At 60.3% G+C, this 18,710-nt stretch carries 16 protein-coding genes and 1 pseudogene; 11 read left to right on the top strand and 6 right to left on the bottom strand.

The genetic code is table 11. From position 1 onward, the window contains the following. Positions 1-899: 899 nt before the first annotated feature. Positions 900-1,772: an enoyl-CoA hydratase/isomerase family protein gene (locus AC629_RS19880; protein ID WP_245331927.1), complete on the bottom strand. Its 873-nt coding sequence runs from the start codon at positions 1,770-1,772 to the stop codon at positions 900-902. A gap of 47 nt (positions 1,773-1,819) precedes the next feature. On the opposite strand from AC629_RS19880, the gene AC629_RS19885 reads away from it, so the two are divergent. Next, entirely contained in the window at positions 1,820-3,376 is a 1,557-nt protein-coding gene (locus AC629_RS19885) for a class I adenylate-forming enzyme family protein (RefSeq protein ID WP_084806717.1), read from the top strand. Between the two features lie 23 nt (positions 3,377-3,399). Here the strand turns inward: AC629_RS19885 and AC629_RS19890 are convergent, their stop codons facing one another. Then, positions 3,400-4,332, bottom strand: a complete 933-nt coding sequence (locus tag AC629_RS19890; protein WP_084806731.1) for an IclR family transcriptional regulator — start codon at positions 4,330-4,332, stop codon at positions 3,400-3,402. Between the two features lie 165 nt (positions 4,333-4,497). On the opposite strand from AC629_RS19890, the gene AC629_RS19895 reads away from it, so the two are divergent. Continuing rightward, on the top strand, positions 4,498-5,364 hold the full coding sequence (locus tag AC629_RS19895; RefSeq protein ID WP_084806732.1) for a MaoC/PaaZ C-terminal domain-containing protein: 867 nt from the start codon (positions 4,498-4,500) through the stop codon (positions 5,362-5,364). Between the two features lie 5 nt (positions 5,365-5,369). Here the strand turns inward: AC629_RS19895 and AC629_RS19900 are convergent, their stop codons facing one another. Both AC629_RS19900 and AC629_RS19905 read right to left on the bottom strand, forming a co-directional pair. Further along, the gene (locus AC629_RS19900) at positions 5,370-6,893 is read right to left on the bottom strand and encodes an acyl-CoA synthetase (RefSeq protein ID WP_084806718.1); all 1,524 of its coding nucleotides are present in this window, start codon (positions 6,891-6,893) and stop codon (positions 5,370-5,372) included. Positions 6,894-6,925: 32 nt separating this feature from the next. Further along, positions 6,926-8,077 (bottom strand): acyl-CoA dehydrogenase family protein, encoded by a 1,152-nt coding sequence (locus AC629_RS19905; protein ID WP_084806719.1) that lies wholly within the window; start codon positions 8,075-8,077, stop codon positions 6,926-6,928. 122 nt (positions 8,078-8,199) lie between these two features. Here AC629_RS19905 and AC629_RS19910 point away from each other — a divergent pair, with 122 nt between their 5' ends. From AC629_RS19910 to AC629_RS19945, 8 genes are read left to right on the top strand one after another with little or no spacing between them, the layout of a single operon-like run. Beyond that, positions 8,200-8,613 (top strand): Zn-ribbon domain-containing OB-fold protein, encoded by a 414-nt coding sequence (locus tag AC629_RS19910; protein ID WP_084806720.1) that lies wholly within the window; start codon positions 8,200-8,202, stop codon positions 8,611-8,613. Between the two features lie 4 nt (positions 8,614-8,617). After that, the gene (locus tag AC629_RS19915) at positions 8,618-9,757 is read left to right on the top strand and encodes a thiolase C-terminal domain-containing protein (protein WP_084806721.1); all 1,140 of its coding nucleotides are present in this window, start codon (positions 8,618-8,620) and stop codon (positions 9,755-9,757) included. A 13-nt stretch (positions 9,758-9,770) separates the two neighbouring features. Further along, complete coding sequence (locus AC629_RS19920; protein WP_084806722.1) at positions 9,771-10,685, top strand: SDR family NAD(P)-dependent oxidoreductase; 915 nt, start codon at positions 9,771-9,773, stop codon at positions 10,683-10,685. Positions 10,686-10,732: 47 nt separating this feature from the next. After that, positions 10,733-11,974 carry an ABC transporter substrate-binding protein gene (locus AC629_RS19925; protein ID WP_084806723.1) on the top strand — a complete coding sequence of 414 codons (1,242 nt, stop codon included), beginning with the start codon at positions 10,733-10,735 and terminating at the stop codon, positions 11,972-11,974. A 7-nt stretch (positions 11,975-11,981) separates the two neighbouring features. After that, positions 11,982-12,701: an ABC transporter ATP-binding protein gene (locus AC629_RS19930; RefSeq protein WP_084806733.1), complete on the top strand. Its 720-nt coding sequence runs from the start codon at positions 11,982-11,984 to the stop codon at positions 12,699-12,701. Next, positions 12,694-13,398: an ABC transporter ATP-binding protein gene (locus tag AC629_RS19935; protein ID WP_084806724.1), complete on the top strand. Its 705-nt coding sequence runs from the start codon at positions 12,694-12,696 to the stop codon at positions 13,396-13,398. The genes AC629_RS19930 and AC629_RS19935 overlap by 8 nt, the downstream gene beginning before the upstream one ends. A 13-nt stretch (positions 13,399-13,411) precedes the next feature. After that, the gene (locus AC629_RS19940) at positions 13,412-14,275 is read left to right on the top strand and encodes a branched-chain amino acid ABC transporter permease (RefSeq protein ID WP_084806725.1); all 864 of its coding nucleotides are present in this window, start codon (positions 13,412-13,414) and stop codon (positions 14,273-14,275) included. Continuing rightward, complete coding sequence (locus AC629_RS19945) at positions 14,272-15,264, top strand: branched-chain amino acid ABC transporter permease (protein ID WP_084806726.1); 993 nt, start codon at positions 14,272-14,274, stop codon at positions 15,262-15,264. The genes AC629_RS19940 and AC629_RS19945 overlap by 4 nt, the downstream gene beginning before the upstream one ends. Before the next feature lie 1,535 nt (positions 15,265-16,799). On the opposite strand, the gene AC629_RS19960 is transcribed toward AC629_RS19945, so the two are convergent. Continuing rightward, the gene (locus AC629_RS19960; protein ID WP_143199281.1) at positions 16,800-17,213 is read right to left on the bottom strand and encodes a hypothetical protein; all 414 of its coding nucleotides are present in this window, start codon (positions 17,211-17,213) and stop codon (positions 16,800-16,802) included. Between the two features lie 476 nt (positions 17,214-17,689). Between AC629_RS19960 and AC629_RS19965 the strand changes: the two genes are divergently transcribed. After that, positions 17,690-18,028: a hypothetical protein gene (locus tag AC629_RS19965; protein ID WP_143199282.1), complete on the top strand. Its 339-nt coding sequence runs from the start codon at positions 17,690-17,692 to the stop codon at positions 18,026-18,028. Between the two features lie 569 nt (positions 18,029-18,597). On the opposite strand, the pseudogene AC629_RS48815 reads toward AC629_RS19965, so the two are convergent. Then, positions 18,598-18,710 (bottom strand): annotated as a pseudogene (locus AC629_RS48815) (IS30 family transposase); the annotation flags it as partial.

Below are 18,710 nucleotides of genomic sequence, written 5' to 3' on the forward strand. Positions count from 1 at the left end.
GCGCGATCCTGCTCGAACAGAACGACGAGTGGGCGGTCCAGCGCGCCCGTTACATGACGCTGGAAACCATCGCGCCATTGAGCGATGATCCGATCGTCGGTCTGCCCGCCGTGGCAGGCTGATGCCTTCCGACCCGCCGGAAAATTGGCGGTGACCGGCCGCTAGCTACACCACGCCACGGGGCACGATCCGGGGCGCCGGCGCACCGGCAGCTATTAGCCCAAAGCGGTGCGTTGCACGGACGAACCACACGCAGTCCCATTGTATCTGTCTCGCTGTTTGCGCCTCGTGAGAAACAGCGGGCCTTGAACCGGGGCCCTTTGCGAGCCAACCTATCGGTACATCGGCGCTACCTGCGCTTCAATTCGAGAAGATTCCTTGGGGATTGCGCGGACAGGGAGACGACTCCGGCATGGAGTTCAAAAACAAGAAGCGGAGTGTCGCGCCCCCTGCGCAACACCGGAGCGGTGTGCTGGAAAGCGAGTTTCGGCAAGGCCTGACCACCCGCATGGGGAGCTCGAACGTCGCGGGAACGACATAGTCACAAAACGGGGAAAGAGTCGCTGCGCTGGCGCAGTAAGACGCACCCGAGGTTCGGTGTGCCTGTCCGGGAAGTCATGACACAAAAGGCAGAGGAAGTGATGTAACCGACTTGTGAGGGGCAGGCGTCGGTTACATTGTTCATATCAAGTCGCCGCTCGTGACAGGCGCGGAAACAGCGTTGAGGCATTGTGGTGGTTGATTGCCCCGTGCTCGTCGGCCGTGAGGCCGTCATACGCGTCCAGCTTGCCGGTGAAGGATGCAGCGACGTCGGCCGGTGCGAATGGAAGGTCGGTGCCGTAAGGGATCCGATCATTTCGGCAAACGCCTGCAGAGTCGGCTGTTCGGAATGTGGTCGCCTATCTATTCCGCACAGCCTTCCGAAAATCGGGCTTTCGTTTCTGTAGGAATGCATCGACTCCTTCGGCAAATTCGCGGCTGCCGAACGCTACTCCTTGCGCGAAGGCTTCTGCACCGAAAAAATCCTCGACTGTTCCATAGGCGCCGTTCACCAACGTCTTGGTCAAGCCGAGGGACGTCGCTGGGCCGGCTGCCAGATCATTGGCAAGCGATATCGCATCCTTCATCAGGTTCGCAGCTGGTACCACCCGCTTGGCGATACCTATCGATGCAGCCTCAGCAGCCTCGACGCGACGGTTGGTCAGAAGGATGTCCTTTGCCCGGGAAGATCCGATGGCTCGTGGCAGCGTCAATGCGAGACCAAGATCCGGGGCTGCGCCGAGACCCGGGAAGGCCGCTCGAAAATAGCCCTTATCGGAAACGAGAACGATGTCGCAGAGCAATGCGAGCGAAAAGCCCGCGCCTGCAGCCGCGCCGTTGACGGCAGCCACGATCGGCTTTTCCGCCGTCAGGAGCCGCTTGGCCCATGAATGCGTAGCCTGCATCCGCTTTCGGACACTGGGGGCTTCACGTTCGCCCATGCTGTTAATGTCTCCGCCCGCGCAGAAGGCATCGCCGGTACCCGTGATAACCAGGCAGCGGATAGTCTCGTCGCCGAGCAGTTCGGGAATTCCGGTTTCCAGCTTCTGTTTGACACGGGGCTCGAGCGCATTCCGTGTGGCGGGACTGTTGAGCCGCACCACGACAACGTCGTCGTGACGTTCGAATATGACGGCTTCTGCGTCCTGCGTCTGATTGGACATCTTCCGGTCTCCATCCCTACCGCAATGATTTTGTTCTCTATAGCATGTCTCCAGATTTGCGAAATTCATTTTCGCAGTGCTAGATTGATCCAAACGACAGGGAGCGGAGAAGAACAATGAATCTTACGGCAGGTCTCCGCAAATCGGCTTCTTTCAGGGGCGGGCAGACGGCACTGGTCTCCGGGGAGCTTCGCCTGACCCACGCCGAGGTGGTGGACCGAATTTCCAGGCTAGCGGCCTCGTTCCGCAAGCTCGGTGTCAAGCCTGGAGAACGCGTCGCGATCCTCGCCACCAATGGCAATCATTATATCGAATGCTATTTCGCGGCATTGTGGGCCGGAGGCATCGCCGTGCCCGTCAATTCGCGCTTTTCCATTGCCGAGATGGTTGAGCAGGTCAGGGACGCCGAGCCGTTGCTACTGGTCTGTGACGGCGCATTCCTGGAGCAGGCGACGCAGCTTATGGAGGCCTGTTCCTCCCTGGTCGCGCTGGTGGTGACATCAGGCGCGAGTGGCTTGCCGCGTGCCTACGATTGTGAAGCGTTGATCGCGGAATCCGCATGTTGCGAGGATGCGCTGAGAGGCGGTGACGATCTGGCCTGCATCTTCTACACGGGCGGGACCACCGGCAAAGCCAAGGGCGTGATGCTGAGCCACCGTAATCTCTGGGTCAATGCTATCGTGACCTCGATGAGCTTCGGCTTTGATGAGACGACCATCGCTCTTCACGCCGGGCCGCTGTTTCATCTGGGCGCTGGCGCGCGGGTCTACACGACGTCGCTGATGGGCGGGCAACATGTCGTCATTCCCCGCTTCACGCCATCCGACGTCCTGGAAGCGATTGCCCGGAACAAGGTGACCGTCGCGACGTTCGTTCCAACGATGCTCGGCATGATCCTGCAATTGCCCGATCTCGACAGCTACGATCTGTCCAGCCTGAAGCTGATCACCTATGGCGCTTCGCCGATGCCAGAGGCTGTACTTTGCGAGTGTCTTCGCCGCTTTCCGGGAATTCGCTTCGCGCAATCATACGGGATGACGGAACTGTCGCCGGTTGCGACAATCCTCCAGCCCGAAGATCATCTGTCGTCTGCGCCACGGCATCGCCTACGGTCGGCCGGTCGGCCCATCGTGTCGGCGGAGGTGCGTATCGCAGATGCGGACGATCGGGAGGTGAAGCCCGGCGAGATCGGAGAGATCCAGGTGCGCGGTCCAATGGTCATGATGGGCTACTGGCGCCAGCCGGAGCTCACGGCAAAAGCGTTGAAGGGCGGCTGGATGCACACCGGCGATTCTGGCTATTTCGATGTAGATGGCTATCTCTACGTCTCCGATCGCATCAAGGACATGATCATCACCGGAGGCGAAAACGTCTATTCCGTTGAGGTCGAGAATGCCGTGGGGTCGCACCCCGGCGTTCTGCAATGTGCCGTCGTCGGCATTCCACACCCGAAATGGGGAGAGGCCGTTCACGCCGTTATCGTCCTGCGTCCGGGGACGTCACTGTCGGCAGCCGAGATCAGCGCGCATTGTCGAACGATCATCGCGGACTACAAATGTCCGCGCAGCGTCGAATTCCGGGACGATCCGCTGCCGCTATCGAGTGCCAACAAGGTCAACAAGGAATTGTTGCGCAAGCCGTACTGGGAAGGGCATGCACGTCGGGTAAGTTGACGACCGCTCGTCCCGGCGAGGTCTCAGGCACCGAGTGAGGCACTGATCCTTCTCGCGGCAGCGGCGATAGCAGGGCCATATTCGTGGTCGAGCTGTTGGTGCGAGACCAGATAGGCTGGTCCGCCGAAGCTCAACGCATAGACGGTTCCGCCGCCCGGTGAAATGATAGCGGCCCCGACCGCGTTGATGTCCTTACGCCACTCGCCGGCCGACGTGCAGAAACCCCGTTCGTCGATTTCGCGGATTGAGCGTTCGATCGAACTCTCGATGGTTCGCCACTCGCTTCCGTGCTGCTTGCGGATCTCGGACAGGATCTTGCCGCGCTCATCATCCTTGATGGCGGCGAGATAGGCCTTTCCGATCGCGGTGATCGCCATCGGTACGCGCGACCCTGACGGCAATCGCAGGCCAACCAGGCCGTGCCCCTCGCAGGTCTCGACGTTCAGGATCATCAGCTGGTCGCGCGTGCCGAGCGCCACATGCAGATTGTTGGTCTCCGCCAGTTCCGTCATGATGGGCCGCGCGATATTGCGAACATCCAGATTGGCCAGCGCAGCATAGCTCAGCGATATGGCACGACCGCCCAGTTGATAGGTCGTTGATCGCGCGTCGTAGGCGAGGTAGCCGAGCTGCGTCAGTGTGTGCGTGATCCGGGAGATGGTCGGCTTCGGAAGGCCGGTTCGTTCCGCAAGCTCCTGGTTGCCGAGCGCCCGATCGCCGGCGCGAAACGCGCTGAGGACGTCGAGACCGCGCGCAAGCGCAGACACGAAGAGCCGGCCGCCGGCATCGTCAGCTTCGGCTTCTGTGGATCGTGGACGTCTGGTCGCGCGCTGCAATTGCTGCTTGGCCATGCGCTGTCTGGCCTTGGCGTCGCCACCTGACGACTTGCCGGCCGTCTTTGTCGATCCGGCCGGGCTGGCGCTACCAGTCCGGGGATCTCGCTTCTTGCTCGTCATTTTCAACTCCAGCGGCACATCACCGTCGCGTGCGCCTTGTCCCGAATGGTTTGTTCTGCAAACCGTCTGCTTCGTCAACTGCACAAGTGCGAAAATCGATTTCGCATATTGTCTTCCTTGGACGTCGATGGCAAGTTCGTCGCAGGCCAACAGGAAACGCCGACCATGACAATCGACCCCCAAGCACTGCGCAACTGGCCCATTCCCACCATCGAGCAGACCTACACCGAGCGCGACACGATGCTCTACGCGCTGGGTGTCGGTCTGGGCTCGGATCCGCTCGATGCGCGTCAGCTGCAGTATGTCTATGAGGATGGCCTCAAGGTTCTGCCATCGATGGCCGTGGTGCTGGGATATCCCGGCTTCTGGATCGGAGATTCCAGAACCGGTGCCGACTGGCGCAAGGTGCTGCATGGCGAGCAGGGCTTTGAGATATTCAAGCCTTTGCCCGCGAAGGGCTCGGTGGTCGGGCGTTCGCGCGTGACCGGCCTTGTCGACAAGGGGGCCGACAAGGGCGCGGTGCTGCTGTCCGAGCGCGATGTGTTTGATCAGGCATCCGGCGAACTGCTGTGCCGGCTGACGTCGACGACGATGCTCCGCGGCGACGGCGGCTTCGGTGGGCCGTCCGGTCCGTTGCCGGCGCCGCATCCTGTGCCGGAACGGGCCGCAGACATTGTGTCCAGCATCAAGACGCTGCCGCAGGCTGCCCTGATCTATCGTCTGTCGGGCGACTATAACCCTCTCCATGCGGATCCGTCGGTCGCGAAACGGGGCGGCTTCGAAAAGCCGATCCTGCACGGCCTTTGCACATTCGGGGTGGTGTGCCGTGCATTGGTTGACATGGTCTGCAATGGCGAGCCGACACGGTTGACGAAGATGCAGGTTCGCTTCAGCTCACCCGTCTATCCCGGCGAGACGATCGTCACCGAAGCCTGGAATGACGGCGTTGGCGAGGTCTCGTTCCGCGCCAAGGTCGCCGAGCGCAACATCGTCGTCATCAACAATGGCCGTGCAGGCGTCGCCCCGGCATAGGCATTTCAGATGCTCCGGCCTGATTTCTGCCAATAGGGGTCGCGCAGCCTCCGCTTGAAGATCTTGCCGGAGTCCTCGCGCGGGAGCGAGGACATGATCTCGAAATATTTGGGCACCTTGTAGTTCGAGAGCATGGATTTCAGGCCGGCGCGGATTTCATTCAAGTCGGGAATCGTGCCGGCGATGGGCTGAATGACCGCCATAAGCGCTTCACCAAATTCGTCGTCCGGAATGCCAAACACGGCGCAATCGTGGACGCCCGGGAGCGACTGCAATGCTGCCTCGATTTCGGCCGGATAGATGTTGACGCCGCCGGAAATCACCACGTCGCGTTTGCGATCGGAGATAAAGACGTAGCCATCCTGATCGATATAGCCGACGTCACCGCTAGTGATGAGGCCGTCGCGTTCGATCTCGCGGCGGCGTTCGGGCTGATTCTGGTAAGTGAAATCGGGATTATAGCTGGTTCTGCTGTAAATTTCGCCGACTTCGCCGGCGGAAAGCCATCCATCCTTGCCGTTCGAAAATCTCAACTCGCATCCGTCGAGAACGCGGCCGACTGTACCGGGCTTGCGCCGGGCGTCATCCGGCGTCGCGAAGGTAATAGCGCCGGATTCGGTGCTGCCGTAATATTCGTAGATCACCGGTCCCCACCAGTCGAGCATCTGTCGCTTGACGTCGGGCGGGCAGGGGGCTGCCGCGTGAACGACGTGACGTAGCGAAGACAGATCGTATTTGGCGCGCACGGACTGAGGCAGCCGCAATAGTCGCACGAACATCGTCGGCACCATCAGCGCGCAGTCGATCCGCTCCTTTTCGATCAATGCGAGCACTGATTCAGCTTCGAAGCGCGGCATCAGCACCAGCGCGCCGCCAAGACGTCCGGCGCGCAGCGCGAATGCGTTCGGGGCAGAATGATAAAGCGGGCCGGGGAGGAGGGCGCGAGTGCCCGGCCTCAGGCCATAGACAGTTTCACGCACCCGCTCGTTCGTCTTGACCTGGTCCGGAGACGGCGGGTCGCGTCGAACGCCTTTTGGATGTCCTGTCGTGCCCGACGTGTAGATCATGCTGGCAGGAGCCGGCATCGACGGCCCGTCATAGGGCTTCTGGTCGGCAAGCCAGGCCTCGAAGTCCTCGCCCGCCGACGACGTGGTCTCGACGCTGAAACTGGTGGCGATCTCCTGCGGCACATCGACACGGAACTGGCGCACGCGATCGGGAATGGCGTCGCCCAGCGCCTGCAGCAGATCCGCATGCCCTACCAGGACGCCGGCTCCGGTGTCGCCAACAACGTAAGCGACTTCTTCGGGCTTGAAATGCCAGTTGATCGGCACCGCATACGCGCCGATCAGCATGATGGCGTAGGTGACTTCAATAAAAACCAGATCGTTGCGCATCAGGATGCAGACGCAATCGCCAGGCCGGATGCCCAGTCTGCGCAGGCCGCCGGCGATACGCCGTACTCGTTCCCCGACGACGTCGAATTGGCGTGAGCGCGTGCCGCTGATCAGGCCGTCTGTCGTGCCCATCCTCGTTACCTCCCCAGTGCTCCTGGATGGCTTCACGAAGCCGGTTGCAGCGACCTTGCGACGAGTTCGCGCATGATCTCATTGGAGCCGCCGTAGATCCGCCGAACCCTCGCATCCGCGTAGGCGCGCGTAATCGGATACTCCAGCATGTAGCCGTAGCCGCCATGCATCTGGACGCATTGGTCCACCACGCGGCATTCCAGTTCGGTCGACCAGTATTTGCACATCGCCGCAGCCTCGATGCTCAGACTGCCCTGCAGATGCAGTTCCATGCATTTGTCGAGAAAGACACGGCCGATCTGAACTTCCGTCTTCATTTCGGCGAGCCGGAACCGGTTGTGCTGGAAGTCCGCCAACGGTTTGCCGAACGCCTCGCGGCGGTGGGTATAATCGATCGTCCATTCAATCGCCGCTTCCGCTCCCGCGATCGCCGTGATTGCGACCAGCAGGCGCTCCTGGGGAAGCTCGCTCATGAGATAGCGGAAGCCACGCCCTTCCTCGCCGAGCAGGTTTTCGGCGGGCACTCGGACGTTGTCGAAGAACAATTCGGACGTGTCCTGCGCCTTCATACCCAGCTTTTCGAGGTTTCGTCCGCGCGAAAAGCCGACGCTGTTGCCTTCAACCAGAAGCAGGCTGATGCCTTTGGATCCGCCGCGCGGGTCGGTCTTGCAGGCGAGGATGACGAGGTCGGCGAGCTGGCCGTTGGTGATGAAGGTCTTCGAACCGTTCACCACGAAGGAGCCGCCATCGCGAATCGCCGTGGTGCGGATGGCCTGGAGATCGCTTCCCGCGCCGGGCTCGGTCATTGCGATTGCCGCAACGGTCTCTCCCGACGCCATACGAGGCAGCCACTTCTGGCGTTGCGCTTCGCTGCCGTGATGGAGAATGTAGAAGGCCGCAATGTCCGAGTGCACGCGAAAGCCCGGACCATTGAAGACGGCGCGCGAAAGCTCTTCGGTCACGATCGCGCTATGCAGGAAGTCGCCATCGCCGCCGCCATACTGCGCGGGTATCGAGGTGCAGAGCAGGCCGGCCTCGCCGGCGAGTCGCCACAGGTTGCGGTCGACGACACCGTCCTTTTCCCACTGCGCGTGAAAAGGCGCGATCTCGCGCTCAATGAACTTTTTTACCGTGGTGCGGAAAAGCTGATGGTCCGGCGTGTAGATCGTCTGCGGAATAGACATTTCGACCCTGCGTCTCATTTGCGAAATTGATTTTCGCAAAATTGACATTTGTGGTCCTGCATGGCAAGTCCATTGCAAGCAAGAAATCCGGAGAGCGATTTTTTGCAGCAAGGAGGATACGAATGCCGGAGCCTATGCGCGCACGCCCGAAGCCGACGCCGGAGACCCAGCATTTCTGGGATGGCGCCAAGGCGGGCGAACTCCGCCTGCAGCGCTGCGACGCCTGCGCACATGTCTACTTCCCGCCGCGCCCATTCTGTCCGTCCTGCGCCTCGCGCAAGGTCTCCGCGTTCAGGGCGAGCGGCAAGGGCTTTCTCTACAGCTACGTGATCAACCATCGTCCGGCCGCGTCCGGCTTCACGCCGCCTTACGCGATCGCGGTGGTCGAGCTGGACGAAGGGCCGCGGATGATGAGCAATATCATCGACTGTCCGCAAACGCCGGAGGCGCTCGAGCTCGACATGAAGCTTGAGGTCGCCTTCGAGAAGCTCGATGACAAGATCACGCTTCCCGTGTTCCGTCCGGCGAAGGGATAGGCCAATGCGCAGGAACCAGGTTGCCGTCGTCGGTGCGGCCGAGACCACCGAGCTCGGCGTCATCCCCAACACGTCGCAGCTCCAGCTTCATGCGGATGCGGCGCTCAATGCCATCGCCGACGCCGGGCTGAAGCTGTCCGACATCGACGGCTTCGCCACCGCGGTCGAAACACCGCAGCAGGTCTGCCACTATCTCGGCATCAAGCCGACCTGGGTGGACGGCACCTCGGTCGGCGGCTGCTCCTTCATGCTGCATGTTCGCCATGCCGCGGCGGCGATCGAGGCCGGCCTGTGCAAGACCGTGCTGATCACCCATGCCGAGAGCGGCAAGTCGATGATCGGCAAGCTGCCGCGCTCGATCCCCGCCGACAGCCTGCAAGGTCAGTTCGAGGCGCCGTACGGCGTCTACGGCCCGCCCAGCATGTTCCCGATTCCCGTGCTGCGCTTCATGAAGACCTACGGCATCACCCATGAGCAGATCGCCTCGGTGGCGGTAGCACAGCGCGAATGGGCGGCGAAGAACCCACGCGCCATGATGAAGGATCCGATCACGGTCGCCGACGTCCTGAACTCGCGCATGATTGCCTATCCGTTTCGCCTGCTGCAGTGCTGCCTCGTCACCGACGGCGGCGGCGCGCTGATCCTGACCTCGGCCGACCGCGCGAAAGATTTCCCGCAGAAGCCGGTCTACATCCTCGGTACCGGCGAGAGCGTGGAGACGCCGATGGTCAGCCAGATGGAGACCTTCAACTCCTCCCGCGCCTTCAAGGTCGCAGGTCCGCTCGCGTTCGAGGAAGCCGGCATCGCGCACAAGGACGTCGACCATCTCATGATCTACGATGCCTTTGCGCATCTGCCGCTGTTCGGCCTCGGCGACCTCGGCTTCATGCCGCATGAGGAGACCGGCAAGTTCATTGCCGATGGCAACACGCGGCCCGGCGGCAAGCTGCCGCTCAACACCAATGGCGGCGGGCTCTCCTACATGCATTCAGGCATGTACGGCATGTACGCGCTTCAGGAGAGCGTGCGCCAGATGCGCGGCATTGCGCCGGCCCAGGTGCCGGGCGCCAGGATTTCGGTGTGTCACGGCGTCGGCGGCATGTTCGCGGCAAGTGGCACCATCATCTTCACGAACGAGCGCTGAGCAGGAGATAGTTGTGGCCAAATCACTTCAGGACAAGGTCGTCATTGTTACCGGCGCCGGCCGTGGTATCGGCCGAGAAATCGCGCTGCTCTGCGCCGCCGAGGGCGCCAAGGTCGTGGTCAATGACCCCGGCGGCGCGCCGGATGGCGCTGGCACCAACGCCGCGCCTGCGGAAGAGGTTGTGGAAGAAATTCGCAAGGCCGGCGGGACCGCGGTCGCCAATTTCGAGACCGTTGCGGAAGCAATTCCGGCCAGCAAGATCGTCAAGCAGGCCGTCGATGCTTACGGAAAGCTCGATGGTGTTGTGAACAACGCCGGTATTCTGCGAGACGCAATTTTCCATCGGATGAGCGTGGAAGCGTTCGAGGCCGTCATCAAGGTTCACTTGATGGGCTCGTTCTACGTCTCGCACGCCGCGGCGCGGATCTTCCGCGAGCAGGAGAGCGGCTCCTTCGTGCACTTCACCTCGACGTCGGGCCTGATCGGCAACTTCGGCCAGGCGAATTACGCCGCGGCCAAGCTCGGCATCGTCGGGCTTTCCAAGTCGATCGCACTCGACATGAACCGGTTCAACGTTCGCTCGAACTGCGTCTCGCCGTTTGCCTGGAGCCGCCTGATCGGCACGATCCCAACGGAGACGGACGCCGAGAAGGCCCGCGTTGAACGGATGAAACAGATGGGCCCGGAAAAGATCGCGCCGCTGTCGGCCTTTCTGCTCACGGATGCCGCAAAGGATGTGACCGGGCAGATCTTCGCGGTGCGGATGAATGAAATCTTCCTGATGGGACAGTCTCGCCCGATCCGATCCGTGCAGCGGAGCGAAGGCTGGACCACCGAGACCATTGCTGAACACGCGATGCCCGCGCTCAAGGGCTCGTTCTACAAGCTGGATCGCTCCGCGGACATTTTTAGCTGGGACCCGATTTAGAGATCGCGTATAAGCGCCGTCAACAACAGCAAGAACCGAGGAACGCCTTGTCCATCACTCGACGCACATTTGGTATCGGCACAACAAGTCTTGTGCTCGGAACGGTCGCGGCTCCCTGGGTTCGGCGCGCTAGCGCCGAAGCGGCCGCGATCAAGATCGGTGTCATCAATTCGATGAGTGGTGGCCTTTCGGCGTATGCCCAGGAAGGGCAGCCTGCGCTCGAATACATGATCAAGAAGATCAACGATGGCGGCGGGATCAAGAGCAAGGGGGGCGCAAAAATCCAGTTGATCCAGGCGGACGACACCAGCCAGCCCGCCCGCACTGCGACCGAAGCGCGCAGGTTGATCACGGAAGAGAAGGTTCAACTATTGACCGGCACGATCCTCAGCGCTCAGATGCTGGCGCTGACGCCGGTGCTCGACGAGCTGAAGGTGCCGACGCTCTCGATCTGGGCCGGCGGTGCTCATTCGAACTATATGTTCTCGCTCGGCTACCCATACGACCGCGGTTACGCGCAGACGATGCACGACTTCATCGTCTCCTTGCGCGACAACAAGTTTCCGATCAAGACCGCAGTGATGAGTTACTCGAACTACGAGGCGGGGCAGCAGGTCAATTCCTTCCTCGTGCCAAAGCTCAAGGCAAGCGGCATCGAGATCATCGGCGAGGCGCCACTGGACACCCGTGCGCAGGATCAGACCTCTGCGATGATCCGTATCCGGTCGCTCAAGCCGGACATCGTGACAGGGCTGGTGACGCCACGAGACGGTATCCTGCTGCATCAAGCTCGCTTCAATCTCAATTATCATGGCAGCATTTTTGTCGGCGGTACGGGCGGCTATTCCGACCTCTCGCTGTGGAAGGATCTTGGACCTGAAGTCGGCAAGGCCGTCCTCACGCGCAATCTCTTCGCGATGACCGGATTTAGCGCGGGTGCCAAGATCGATTCCATGCAGAAGGTCGTGACGGAGCTGCGCGATGTCGCCAAGCTGGACCGGATCGGGCAGGGTGCCATTCAATACGCTCAGGCCGCTCGCGTGCTGCAACGGGTGCTGGAAGCCTCTTCGTCGCTCGAAAGCGATGCTTTGCTGGATGCTTTCAAGAAATTCGACATGCCGTTCGGCGATCCTGATCTCTATGTCGCCAAGCCGAAAGGCCTGCAGTTCGCCGACGACCGCCTGCTCAAGGATGGATCGGCCATGATGGTTCAGTGGTTGCCCGACCAGGGACAGGAAGTGGTCTTTCCGAAGGAGTTTGCGCAGGCTGCGCCGCGGGCCCGGACCTGAGTTCACCGTGGCGCTACTCGAGGTCGACAAGGTCAGCAAACGGTTCGGCGGCCTTCTTGCGCTGAACGGCGTGAGTTTTGCGGTCGAAAAGGGCGGTATTCTCGGCATTATCGGTCCGAACGGAGCCGGCAAGACTACGCTGTTCGGCGTAATTTCCGGCTTTATCCGACCGTCAAGCGGTGACGTTCACTTCGATGGTGTGCGGATTACCGGCATTTCGCCTGATAAGCTGACGCGCCGCGGTCTGGTACGCAGTTTTCAGATCGTGCAAACTTTTGCCGACATGACGGCGCTCGATGTCGTGACCACGGCCGCGCTAACGCGCCGTCCGATCCGTGAGGCGACCGACTATGCCGCCGACGTGCTGACGCGGGTCGGGCTTGGCAAGAAGCTCGATGAGACGCCTGCGACCCTTTCGCTCCAGGACAAGAAGCTGCTTGAGCTCGCCAAGTGCGTGGCAACAGATCCACAATGTATTCTACTCGACGAGGTCATGGCGGGTTTGACCATGGCCGAGACAGAGGCTCCGATCGGCATCATCAGGGAGCTGAACCGGCAGGGTGTCACCTTCGTGATGGTCGAACACGTCATCCCGGTGATCATGCGGTTGGCCACCAGTATGGTGGTGATCAATTTCGGAGAGAAGATCGCGGAGGCGGCGCCAGAAGAGATCGTCAAGGATAGCAAGGTAGTCGAGGCCTATTTCGGAGAGCATCTCGATGCTTGAAGTCGAAGGCCTCGTGGCAGGCTATGCGGGCACTCCGATCCTGCGCGATATCTCGCTTAGACTAGATCGCGGCGAAACCGTCGGGTTGCTGGGAGCAAACAACGCCGGCAAAACGACGTTGATAAACAGTCTGTCCGGCATAGTGACGCCAATGGCGGGCCGCATCATTTTTGACGGGCGCGACGTGACGCGCGCAACGCCGATGCAGCGTGTCGAGATGGGAATCATCCAGGTCCCCGAAGGACGTTTGGTGTTTCCAGAGATGAGTGTTCGCGAGAATCTGCTGCTCGGCGGGTTTTGCGATCGTGCACGACCGCTCCGGCCGCGTCAGATGGAGAAGGTGCTAGCCTTGTTTCCGCGTCTGAAGGAAAGGCTGTCCCAGCCGGCGGGCACGCTGTCCGGAGGCGAGCAGCAGATGTTGGCGATCGGCCGCGGCCTGATGGCTGAGGCCCGCGTGTTGATGCTTGACGAGCCTTCGCTCGGCCTATCGCCTCTCTTTGTGCAGTATATTTTCGGAATCGTCGATCAGCTGCACAAAGACGGTTTGACCATGCTTCTGGTCGAGCAGAACCTCAATTTGACGCTGCGACATGCGCAGCGTTGCTATGTACTCGAACGCGGTCATATCGCAGTCGAAGGCGCGGCGGAGGTCGTGAAGAACGATCCCCGGACGCGACAGGCCTATCTCGGCTTGTAAAAGGGAGGCGCAATTGAGCGAACTATGGCAGGCGCTGGCGCAGGGAGTCTTTATCGGGAGCACCTATGGGCTCCTCGCGCTCGGCATGGGCCTCGTCTATGGCGTGAGCGGCGTGGTTAATTTCGCGCATGGCGACTTCATCTCGCTCGCCATGTTCATGTGCCTCGCCCTGTTTTCAGCCTTCTCGCTTGATCCTTACGTGTCGGTTCTCATTACCATTCCCGTCATGACTGCGATCGGCGCCCTGGTCTATAGGTTTCTGCTGAGGCCGATGGTCGGCTACAAGTTTCTCATGGTGGTGCAGTTGACGCTGGGACTAAGCCTGGTCCTGCAGAACGGCATTCTCATGATCTTCGGTGGACAGCCTGCACGCACCCCGTCGATCGTCGAGTCCAAGCTCATAATTCTTGGTGATGTGGTGCTGAGGCTGGCGCACGTGATCGCGTGCGCCGTCGCCTTCGCCATGGCGATCGGCCTCTATGTGATGCTGCGGTCGACGGATTTCGGCCGTTCGATCCGTGCCGTGCATCAGAATGCGCACGCGGCTGCGCTGATGGGGATCGATGTGGGTCGGGTCCAGGTCATGACCTTCGCACTTGGGATTGGAATACTCGCGGTCGCGGCGGCTCTTCTGCTTCCCGGCACCCCGATCCAACCGACTCAAGGTTTGCAATATACGGTGATCACCCTGCTTGTCGTTGTGCTGGGCGGGATGACGAATTTTGTCGGGATCATGTTGGGCGGTCTCGTGATCGGCATTTCCGAGGCGATGGGCACGGTCTATGTCTCAGATACGCTTGGACGCTTGGTGCCATACGCCATCTTCGTGCTGATCATGCTGTTCCGGCCGCAGGGCCTGACCTGGAGGGCATCATGATCAAGGATGACTTCTTCAAGACGTTGGCGTCGCCCTGGCTGTGGGGAATCGTTTTGCTCGGTGCAATGCTGCCGATGGTTCTGTCCAGCTACTACACGCATATTCTCACGATAGCGCTGGTGTACGTTGCGCTTGCGTCGGCCTGGAATATCGTGGGCGGCATGAGCGGGCAGATCTCGCTGGCTCATAGTTTGTTTATCGGAACCGGAGCAATGCTGTCGGCTGCCTTGTTGGTAAAGCTTGGCATCAATATGTGGGCCGGCCTTGTGATTGCGGCCGCGACTGCAGGCTTGCTCGGCGCCATCATCGCGTGGATCGATTTTCGTTTCCAACTCGGGCATTTGTCGTTCGTGCTGATCACCTTGGCTTTCGCAGAGATGGCGAGCATCGTTGTCGAAGGCTGGGATTTCCTTGGTGGCGCGTCGGGTTTGCTCTTGCCGCAAGACACCGGAAACTTTCTCGATTTTCAGTTCGGCGGTGGTCGCGGAGCATTCTGGGTCATGCTGGGGCTCGCAACCATCATTGTGTTGGTGAATGTCGCCATTCTGAATTCGCCATTGGGCTATTATCTGCGGACAATTCGCGACAATGAAAAGGCCGCGCAGGCGATCGGCGTTAATGTCCTGCGTCAAAAGACGACGGCCATGGTCATCTCTGCAGTCCTAACGTCCATCGTCGGGACCGCCTATGTGCGTTACCTGACGTTCGCGGATCCCTATCTGCTTGCCTCGCCGGTGATCACTATCGAGATTGTGCTTTTCGCAACGGTCGGCGGGCTTGGCCGCGCCTACGGTCCGGCGCTGGGAGCCTTGTTATTGGTACCCCTGGGCGAGGTCCTGCGCGGTAAGTTAGGCGGCGCGGTTCCGGGGCTGCACTACTTCATCTATGGCATCGTCGTGATCGTCGTCATTCTCGCGACACCGAGCGGGCTCTTGCCGTTGTTTGAGAGGCTCTTCTGGCGACGCAGTCGCATGCTTCCCAAGATTTGAGTCTCAGCGCTTCCTCAATAGGCATAATGCTATCGACCGGAGCAATTCTGGGGTAGCTCGCAAATCCAGGAGTCGGAAGCGGTTCGCCGTTGGGAGGTTCGGCGACCCCTGCAGGGTCCGCATATCTTCAGACGATTGGTCGGTTTCCATTAATCACTGACGGTACCGGAAACTACGCCGCGCGGGTGCGATCGGTTGAGTAGTCCGAAATCCATTGCGTCTTCACTGATGGAGTATCGCAGCGCGCTCGATCGTACAGAAGGGCCGAGCGCTTAAAACCTGTCTACTCAGACCGGGAGGTTTTGGCGCAAAGCGGACCCACGGGACGTCATGCCTGTGCAGCAACTCTTTGAGCGGTGCCATTTGCGACGGATCACCGCTCCTCCACACCGAGAGCGACAAGATCCTGTAAGAGCGTCATTTTTTGACAGGTCGATAGAAGGCGGCGCAAATAACTACGGTGTCGAGCTACGAAATTGCTGAGCGTCGGAATCGTACGATGCTCGTCAGCGACATGAACCCGAGACGCACCGCCAGCGCTCAACGGAGAGGACGGTATTCTCCGCCCGACGCGCGGATGCGAACGTCACTGTAGACCCGCTTTGCTTTCCTGAAGACAACGGTCTTTGCCTTGTTGGAGAGTAACCTCGAGGGAGGAGGCAATTCCGCTTGGTAGGGAGCAGTTTGGGCCCGAGTCAGGGGTAGGGTAGATCGAATCACAGGATGCTGGGGCTAAAGTGCACGCAGCTCGTTGCTTTCGAGCTCTCTCGGCAACACTCTTGCAGTTCGTGGCCCAGGTCGCGCTGTAGGAGCTCTCGGTGCGAATAATGCAGGCCTCATAGCGGATTTGCGTCGCGGCTCGTTCCTGCGCCTGACGTTGGTCTGCTGCGTCGCGGTCCTGCTGTGCGCGTTCCTCCGCTGCTTTCCTAGCGATCTCGGAGCGCGCCTTGTCGAGACGTCGCTCGTTGTCCATCTGGACATCTCGCGCCGGGAGGTAGACGGCGTAGTAGTAGCCAACGCTCCCCGCTGCGCCCAAGAGCGACAACGCAACACAGACTTTAAGGAAGTTATCGACTGCCCCGGCCATCTCTAGATCCCCGCGTAGTTTCCGGCAACCGGAGAGCGAGCGCAAGGCCTACCGTTACGGTGATGCTTTCCATCCATAAGTCAGGTGCGGGACTTTCCCGGTGATGTCGATATCCCTTTCGTCCGTGAGGCGCCATGCGGCCACCCCGAAGCAGACGGTCAGAACCACCGCGGTAACTAGCAGAAGCGTCGACAGAAATTGGCTCACGCCTACACCCCTGAACGTGGCGCTTGGGCGAGCGACCATGGAATATCGATTCGGAAAATGCAGACGCGCTGACGTAACGCCGATTTTCCCCAGTTATACTAGAGAGGGTCAGCATCTTCCGGCCTTTGACCCGCCGCGACTCAGGAGCCGCGGTAGGCGGGAAATCGACGCGCGTCGACGCGGTAGCTTTTGAGCAATGGAAGATTAATAGGGACTAGCAAGGGCGCAGAAATAGCCGTTGTTAAAATGTAATCTCACATTTCCGACTGCCGACCCCGCCGCTTGTGTTCTTCATCCCACCTTTCAGTGTGCTGGTGCCCTTTGGATTGTACTTGCCATGGAATTCCCACGCCCACTTGCTAAGGCCGTTCGTCGAACTCCCGCGGCCAATCAGAAGGATGTCGCCCGAGTCTGCGATGAGTCCTTTGAAAACCTCTTTGTTACCCGATGACGATGTGACGCGTTCGCCCGTCAAAGCGGCGTCTGTCAGCGTAAAAGGGACATCAATCTGGAAGGCCGGGTTCTTTTCGCGATTCCCGGTCCACGCGTCGCAGATTAATTTTGCGCTGATCTGTTTAGCCTCCGGCGATTGAGCTTGGGCGAAGCAACCAAAATTCGCAAAAATCAAAATTGCAGTCGTAGCGAAAAGCCTCACCTGTATCCTCCCCAACGTTAAGACTGGCGCGAGTCTCTGCACGGTGTCGCAACCTAAATGTGCGCGGAAGAAGGGGATGGATTTTTTACTTGGGACCGAAAGCGCTAACGAGCCCGATCACAATGGGGATGAGCGCGACGCAAGCCCAAAAAGCTGGTGTGCTAGAGCTTAGGCCAGCAATGAGGATCCAGAGGCCAAAGCTCACGATGAAGGCCGAGATCGCATAGGCTACAGCTGTGTTCATCGGTCGATCCTCGAGCAATAAGGGATCGATGCCTCTAGGGACTCGCCACCGCGCAAAACGTTCCAGCGGCCCCGCGAGGGGGACTTCTGGACGCAAATCAGGTGAGATGCTAGCGGAGCGTGAGAACTCGCGCCAAAGGCTTGCCGGGCCCGTTTGGCGCCAGACTTCGCAGCCAGAACCGATCTCCGAGCCCGAGGCGCGGGAGCAAACCGCCTCGCGAGATCGTCAATGGGTGCTGCAAGATATCCGGCGGCACATCGCGGCGCGCAGTGCGTACGCCAAGGCCGTCGCGTGGGAGATACCAGTCCAGGACCAGAACCTATCGGGGGCGCAGCTCGAGGCAGCCCGGGAAGCGACCGCGGAAGCCTACCGCGAATTGTCGTTGGTTGGCCATGCGCTCGTCAGCACCGCGCCGGCGGATCCGAAGGCGTTGGTCGATCTTCTGCTCTACATGGAAAAGAACTTCACCACATTGCCGCAGGAGGTGGTGGGCCGATCGCTGGCGCTCAACCTGATCCACACTGTGCCGATGTCGCTTCGGAAGATCACCAAATACGGGAAGAGCAAATGAGGCGTCGGCTCCGATCACACAGGAAGCGCGATCGGCAACGGTTGATGACGCATCGCGGCCGGCTGAAGCGATGAAAGGATAGGCGCGGGGCTTCGGTCCCGCGCTTAGTTTGCCGAGGGGGGCGCCCTACTTCGGAGGAGGACGAACACCCGGATGCTTTGCAACTTTCCTCGTTTTTTTTGGCTGTCTTTCCAACCGCCGACTTTTTGACGTTCTTCGCTTTCTTCGCTTTCTTCGCCTTCTTCGCCAACGCCCCCTCCTGATTAAGACTTAAAGCCGCTCAAAAACCTTTGCCACCGCGTGCGTGGCTCACTTTCCAGCCGATACTCATAACCTTCGCGCGCGATCGTATGCCTGAGCAAACGGTGGCAGAATGGCACGTAGAGCCTGTTTGTGTTCCTAACTTCAGGATCGCCTGATGTGGCGTCGAGTGCGGCGTTGTAAGCTAGAGCATCCAGCGCGCGCATCGGCATGCCGAATACGTGCATTCCCGAGATATTCTTCGAGTGGGCAAAAGCTCAGAGCTGGAACACACGGGAAGATGCGAAGATCCGGGATGCGCGGCGGGTTCAGCTGATCGCCGCAACACATTCTGCGAACTTCTCAGCTGGGGTTTGAAAGAGCAAGGTCTTTCGTGGCCTTTCATTGAGCTGCTTGGCGATCGCGCTGAGCTTGGCCTGGC

The organism is Bradyrhizobium sp. NAS80.1, assembly GCF_001908205.1.
Classification (GTDB): domain Bacteria; phylum Pseudomonadota; class Alphaproteobacteria; order Rhizobiales; family Xanthobacteraceae; genus Bradyrhizobium.